General features: G+C 52.2%; 8 protein-coding genes. All 8 read left to right on the top strand.

Annotated elements, in window-relative coordinates; all coding sequences use genetic code 11:
* The first annotated feature begins 170 nt into the window (after positions 1–170).
* The 8 genes from Q31b_RS27385 to Q31b_RS27350 all read left to right on the top strand — a co-directional run bounded on the left by Q31b_RS27385 (position 171) and on the right by Q31b_RS27350 (position 6,063).
* Positions 171–515 (top strand): hypothetical protein, encoded by a 345-nt coding sequence (locus tag Q31b_RS27385; protein WP_146602861.1) that lies wholly within the window; start codon positions 171–173, stop codon positions 513–515.
* Between the two features lie 575 nt (positions 516–1,090).
* Positions 1,091–1,489: a hypothetical protein gene (locus Q31b_RS27380; RefSeq protein ID WP_146602860.1), complete on the top strand. Its 399-nt coding sequence runs from the start codon at positions 1,091–1,093 to the stop codon at positions 1,487–1,489.
* A gap of 103 nt (positions 1,490–1,592) precedes the next feature.
* Entirely contained in the window at positions 1,593–2,084 is a 492-nt protein-coding gene (locus Q31b_RS29775; RefSeq protein WP_390622362.1) for a SecDF P1 head subdomain-containing protein, read from the top strand.
* Between the two features lie 136 nt (positions 2,085–2,220).
* The gene (locus tag Q31b_RS27370) at positions 2,221–2,691 is read left to right on the top strand and encodes a hypothetical protein (protein WP_146602858.1); all 471 of its coding nucleotides are present in this window, start codon (positions 2,221–2,223) and stop codon (positions 2,689–2,691) included.
* A gap of 198 nt (positions 2,692–2,889) precedes the next feature.
* Positions 2,890–3,138, top strand: a complete 249-nt coding sequence (locus tag Q31b_RS27365) for a hypothetical protein (protein ID WP_146602857.1) — start codon at positions 2,890–2,892, stop codon at positions 3,136–3,138.
* A 604-nt stretch (positions 3,139–3,742) separates the two neighbouring features.
* Positions 3,743–4,261: a hypothetical protein gene (locus tag Q31b_RS27360; RefSeq protein ID WP_146602856.1), complete on the top strand. Its 519-nt coding sequence runs from the start codon at positions 3,743–3,745 to the stop codon at positions 4,259–4,261.
* A 653-nt stretch (positions 4,262–4,914) separates the two neighbouring features.
* Positions 4,915–5,241 carry a MotA/TolQ/ExbB proton channel family protein gene (locus tag Q31b_RS27355; RefSeq protein WP_146602855.1) on the top strand — a complete coding sequence of 109 codons (327 nt, stop codon included), beginning with the start codon at positions 4,915–4,917 and terminating at the stop codon, positions 5,239–5,241.
* A gap of 267 nt (positions 5,242–5,508) precedes the next feature.
* Positions 5,509–6,063, top strand: a complete 555-nt coding sequence (locus Q31b_RS27350; protein WP_231617901.1) for a transglutaminase-like domain-containing protein — start codon at positions 5,509–5,511, stop codon at positions 6,061–6,063.
* Positions 6,064–6,228: the final 165 nt, after the last annotated feature.

Raw genomic sequence — 6,228 nt, 5'->3', positions numbered from 1 at the left:
TCACCAACTGAACAGTTGCATCCTTTGTACCCAGTCACGGGATATTAGTCAAACGACTTGACTGGCAGGGGTGTAAGAGTACGATTTGACCAATATCCCTTGATTATCAAGGGATAACTTAGTAGTTATCCGATTGAAACGTAGGCGGCTACACTTCGGAACCTTAATGCATGCAATGCTACTGGACCGTCTTCACCGACACTAATACCTTCGATGCTGCACGAACGGTCGTCGACAGATTACGGGTGCTTTCTAATGCGGCTTTCAATGAGATTGAAGTAGAAGCTTATTCCAAGGGTGGTCATAAGGTGCGATTCAGTGTGGATCACGGAACACTCGACTGGACCCAAATGGTTTACGACGTGATACTTTTTTCGCAGCGTCTCGGTCACCGTTGGTCCATCGCTGGCGGTGTCGAGGAAGAACTCAGCCTAACATCATCGCACCTAACCGTTTCGGGCATTATAATGTTGACTTGTTGGTGCTCCCATCTCGAACATCTTGGTGGCGGATAACCACCTGATCAACCGCAGTCGGCCACGACGGTTTGCGGTCATCTAAGCGTTAATCGGGCCGACGCGGTTATCGTAGGCGTTATCGGATTGATGCGCTGTAGTCGAAGCTGCGATTGATGCGCTGTCGTTGATGCCGTAATTGGTGCGCTGTCGTTGCTCGGACGATGCGGACGCTCGAATCCTAACCGCTAAACATGCTCGATCGAACACTGACCCGAAACCCGAACTGCTATCGCTACTCGGTTGATGCGGATGCTCGAATCCTAACCGCTATACTTGCTCGGTCGAATCCTGACCCGAAATCCTGACCGCTATCCTTGCTCGGTCGACTGTTGCGCGGAAACCCCAACTGCAATGTTGGTCGGTCGATGGTTGCTGTGTCTCACTTCGGTCGGCTACAATTGTGTTTTAACGTTCGCCGATTTAGAAAACCTTTTCGGCGTTTCCCATACTGATCCGATAACCAATCGATGAACCGCAGTCGGCCACGACCGTTTGCTCTGTGGTCAGCGTTAATCCGGCCGACGCGGTTATCGTCGGCGTTATCCGACTGAATGTAACCAAACCGAGTCCTCATGACTTTTTCTGCTGCGTTAACCCGTTTAGCATTTGTGGTGTGCCTCGTCGTTTTATTGCTCGCGCTACTGCCATTCGTACCGCCGCCTGTATTCGTGTTTGCCCTTGCTCTATTCACCATTGGCTTGCCGATGGTCTATGTGATTCCTTCGCCTGCCTCCAAAGGATATTGGCAAATTCTTGACTTTGGTTTCGCCGCTTTTATTGTCTGGATGATTGTCCCATGGCTGTATCAGACCATGCTGAAACATGCTGAAACGCCAGCGACGATTACTATGCTGTTTCTGCTTGCAGCTTTGGTCTATGCCCTGATCCTTGTTGCCCTAAAATGGTCACTAAAACGTAGTGATTGGCTTCGTCGATTTTCAACACTTCGAGAAACACACAACGGCGGATAACCATCCGATGAACCGCAGTCGGCCACGACCGTTTACTCTGTGGTAACCTCAAATGGGCCGACGCGGTTATCGTCGGTGTTCCCCGATTGCCGAGACCTGAAGCATGCAAATCCGACTTTCCTATCTGATTGGGTTGCTGTTCGTCTTGGGTTGCTTTCAATCGCAACCCTCGCCGCCAGCATTTGTTCCACCTCGTGCAACAATCGAAATATTCGCAACATCACCAAAGGCTGGCCCAAACACCAAGCCGGCTACCGATCCTTTGTCCGGAGCGACAATCCATCTCGTCACTCCACCCGTTGTTACAAATGCCGATATATCGGGCGTCGCTAAAACCGAAATGACAGTAGAGACTGTAGGCGGCGTCGCACCCTCAACGACGGTTCCAGCCTTGGACGTCCGGCTAAACGCGACTGGCTCGCCTAAGATGCTTGCGGCAACTACCAATCCTGCTTCTCCATCCATCGCTGTTGTAGTGAACGGCACTGTCATATCCGTTCCGAAGATTCGACAGCCGATCAGCGGCTCGTTTCGTATCACTGGCGACGATACCTTCATCAACGCTATCCCTTCAGTCACCGGCCAAACGAATTGAACGGACGGGGAACCATGCGGTGAACGGGAGCCGCCGATGACGCGGGTTTTGAGATCATTGCTTTTTCGCGGCGGCCCCGTTACCGCTAGCGTTCGCCGACACGCCTTGACCGAATCACCGTTTTGCCGACCATACCATGATCGACTCGAAACACATCACCACTGACACAACCGTCTATGTTATCGGTAGCGTACTCTTGGTCGTGTTCATTGGCGCAGTTTCGGGATTTCTTGGGACCACTACCCAGTCAATTGCGTTATATGTAACACTCTTTCTTGTCCCTGTATGTGTCACTCTCTTCATCCGTTTGAGCGTATGGCTGCTCAATCGGACCTGTCGATACTGTCGCGAGGCTTTGGCGATGGAATTGGAGAACGGCGAGGCGTCCGACATTAATCCCATAACGGAACGATTGAAATCGACGGTCGATTCCAAGCGACTTGAAGAGGAGTCTTACGTGGCTCGCTATGCGCGACGACGTTGCTCATCGGATGATGTACTCCGTGCTCAATCACTCCGAGTACAGGCTGAGATCGAACTATTGCGGCACGAAAAGATGCCACGGTCCTGGTCTGACATTTGCGGCGAGGGCTACGGCAGACGATGATGAATGATCCCAGTGTTTCTCAGCCGCGCGTGCGGCGAACCATCCCGTGCAACGGAGCCGGGCTTGCCCGCGTTTTGCGATTGAATACCTAACCTTCCCGGCCCGCTGACGGGCAACGTTATCCGACTGAGCAAGACAGACTTGCCGTAATGTTGCCTCTTTTGATATACCAAGCTCTACCTCGAATGGAATCGAAACATGAAATCTATCTTCCTCGCCCTTATGTTTGCAACGCCCTTGAACGCCGGTGACAGCTGGCAATGCACAAGCGGAGGACTCGACGCAGCTGCGTCGCCAGTATTCGACAAAGACGTCGCTATAGCTGACGAACCTGTGTTTGATTTCCCTATCTCTCGTGCGATTGGCGTTGACATCGATTACCGCTTTGAACCGCCTCAAATGCCAGAGCAACGCGTTTTCTCATTTTTGATTGCATTGTCCCGGTAGGGATGTTTCGGACTAAGACTGAAATGACAAACCCATACACTCCAGCGGCTCCCGCATCTCACGACACGCATCCACGCGATCGTTATATAATCGCGTTTTTACTATCGGTGGTTCTTGCGTCAACGATTGCGATAACGGGCGGAACTGACATATTTCGCGCGGCTCACTATGCGATCACAACCGGGGACACCGGTGGCCTCGCGAACGTATGGACATCGCCCATTCTTATCGCGGTGACGTTCTTCTTCGTGTACTCCGAGTGGACCGCCAATTCCTCACTTTTACGCTTAACCTCAATCTTGCTAGTTCCATATTTCGCGTTTTGTGTCTATTCAGCGTTCAGTCTTTCGACCGTTGGGCTTGATTTTATCGTTGCAAGAATTCGCGATAATGCGCTCACGCTAATTGGGCTCGCTTGGATTCCTGTCACGTTCGCGTACGCTTTCATTGTTGTGTATCGCTCACGGTCTTCCACGACGTCCGGCGAAAGCGGATAACCAATGAATTGCACGGGAGTCGGGCGTCACGCGTTTCGGCAGTTCAAACTTTTCACGGCCCGACCCCGTGAATTCCAACGTTATCGGGCAACCTCAGGACACATTGATTGCCAACCCAAGACGAAATTCGCAAACGCTTTCGCTCGTGGCTCGGTGACGAACGATACCGTAATTTTGTATACCGCGTGCCGAGCTCTGCGGAGGGAACCCGGTTGCTCTTCTGGCAGGAGCGAGAATGGGAACGTTTCGTCGAAGAAAATCCTGATTGCCAACTTGATTTCGCGGGCATCGTCGATGTATTTGCAAACTGTCCGGAGTTTGGCGCGTTTGTCCGTCGAACAGCTTACTGTGAACTTGTAAAATCTTGGCTTCACGGCGATTCAATGTCTGTGGACGAACTTGAGCGACAACTCGGATCCAATCGAACAGAGAATCGACAACAATTGGAATCGTTTGGCCTTGGAAGCAAACAATGGCAACGCATCAAAGAACAACTCCAACCTGGCGATAAACTGTACAAATTCCGATCGCCGCCTGAAACTTGGGCGAACATGGCGGGACGTGCGGGAATCGCCTTGGTGCGAGACGACAAAGTGATTGATACACTTGTCACAGCACTCAACTGAACGAAAGCCCGATAACCAAGCCGTGAACCGAAGCGGCGAAGTCGGGCGGTTTCGAAATGGAAAATCCTTCGTCGCCGCTCGGTTACGGCGACCGTTATCCGACTAAAAATGAATATCAACGAAGGTGATTCCGACGGCGTCACACGAATATGCTCAACGCGACGTTCGACAAACACACTCAATTTGCTTGTCGTCACCGCCGCATATGCCATACTATTTACTTTGCTGCAAACCCTGGCGGTTTCGTTTTACTTTTCCACCCTGATTATCGCTTTTATTACGCTGGTAGCCCTAGGGCAATCTACACTCTTTCACGGAATGAGACCACGGACGTCTTCTCTACTTGTTGGCTCTGTCTTTTGTTTATGTGGAGTCACATTTGATATCTTAACAAAGACGATTACGCATGGCATCGTTCCATATGCTATAACCACGACCGCCTTGGGTGGTTTCTTCGGACTTATAGCCGGTTTCTTGATCGATTTCGTCTTTCGGTTTGCTAAGCTGTTGCAATCTGTTTTCACTCCGCGCTCACACAGTAGCGGATAACAAAGCGATCAACCGCAGTCGGCCACGACCGTTTGCGGCCATCTAAACGTTAATCTGGCCGACGCGGTTATCGCCAGCGTTCTGTCGCAACAGCAATCCCGTACATGACGATGGAAACAGCGAACCCAAATCCGTACCAAGCCGGCGACGCATCGATCGCTACACCACGAACTCGTGCAACTCGCTGGATGATCTGGACCGGTGCGGTCACCCTTTCGCTCGCGTTCCTTTGCCTGATTGCAACTGCCATCGGAATGATGTGGACGTTCAACACAATCGCGACATCATCAACGACACCCCGTCCTTCCGATCTTGCTAACGGTATCAATAGTGCGTTGATTCCTTCCGTTGCCGCCGCACCACTTGCTCTTGTCGGAATCGTATTGCTGATTCTTGGATTCGTACGACGTCAACCCGTACGTGACAGATAACTCCCGATGTTCCATATCCGTCGTTCGTCAACCACGCAGTCTTCGCTGCTACTGGCGTTCACAATGTGTACAGGGAGTTGCATCGCGATGACGGCATCGCCCATAATACGACAGAACCAAGGTTGAACGGGAGTCGGCCACGTCGACTTTCGGCCATCAAAACGTTTTTTTGGCCGACCCCGTTAACCCCAACGTTATCCGACTGGCCTTCCCCCTCGCGACATGACGTCCTCACCCAATCCATCAGACTTTCTCTCGCCATGCGACGTGATCGACTCACGCCATCCCGACATTGCCGCGCACGCGTCAATGCTTATTTCGCGAAGCCCGATTGAGACTGTTCGCAAAGCGTTTGCCTTCGTTCGCGACGAGGTTCGTCATAGTTCGGACTGCAAAATCGGCCCGGTTACTTACCGCGCCTCTGATGTCCTCCGTGAACGTGTTGGCTATTGCTACGCGAAAAGCCACTTGCTTGCCGCGATACTCCGCGCGAACAACATCCCGACCGGGCTCTGCTATCAACGCATCGCCATGAACGCTGACGCCACATCATTCTGCCTCCACGGACTAAACGCCGTATTTCTGCCTGATTGCGGTTGGTATCGCCTTGACCCGCGTGGCAACCGTGACAACATTGACGCCCAATTCGACCCGCCGAACGAAAAACTGGCTTTCACGCTAACACACCCGCAAGAATACGACGTGCCCGGTATATTTGTGGACCCATTACCTTCGGTAATTCAGTGTCTCGTGGCCAACGACGACTGGGCCGACGCATACGCGAACCTGCCAGACGCCTCCTGCCATCTAAACGGCGGATAACCATGACATCGCTTTACGCTTGCTTGTCAAGCGCCCTAGCGGCAAGCGAGCCGATACTTCGAGCTCGCGTTAAGCCGCTGAAGCCCGGACCATGCTTGAACTTGGAGTTGACTCCTCCCCTTTTTGCGCGCAACTTTGTGTTGATTTTTAGTGTGTGCACTTCGC

It is taken from the genome of Novipirellula aureliae, from assembly GCF_007860185.1.
Taxonomy (GTDB): Bacteria; Planctomycetota; Planctomycetia; order Pirellulales; family Pirellulaceae; genus Novipirellula_A; species Novipirellula_A aureliae.
The sequence above is the reverse complement of the archived record's forward strand: the minus strand, read 5'-3'. Positions and strand labels throughout refer to the sequence as shown.

Excerpts from the sequence above, each read along its gene's own strand:
- Q31b_RS27355 (WP_146602855.1), top strand. The coding sequence starts at position 4,915 with ATGACGATGGAAACAGCGAACCCAAATCCGTACCAAGCCGGCGACGCA.
- Q31b_RS29775 (WP_390622362.1), top strand. The coding sequence starts at position 1,593 with ATGCAAATCCGACTTTCCTATCTGATTGGGTTGCTGTTCGTCTTGGGT.
- Q31b_RS27385 (WP_146602861.1), top strand. The coding sequence starts at position 171 with ATGCAATGCTACTGGACCGTCTTCACCGACACTAATACCTTCGATGCT.
- Q31b_RS27365 (WP_146602857.1), top strand. The coding sequence starts at position 2,890 with ATGAAATCTATCTTCCTCGCCCTTATGTTTGCAACGCCCTTGAACGCC.
- Q31b_RS27380 (WP_146602860.1), top strand. The coding sequence starts at position 1,091 with ATGACTTTTTCTGCTGCGTTAACCCGTTTAGCATTTGTGGTGTGCCTC.
- Q31b_RS27370 (WP_146602858.1), top strand. The coding sequence starts at position 2,221 with ATGATCGACTCGAAACACATCACCACTGACACAACCGTCTATGTTATC.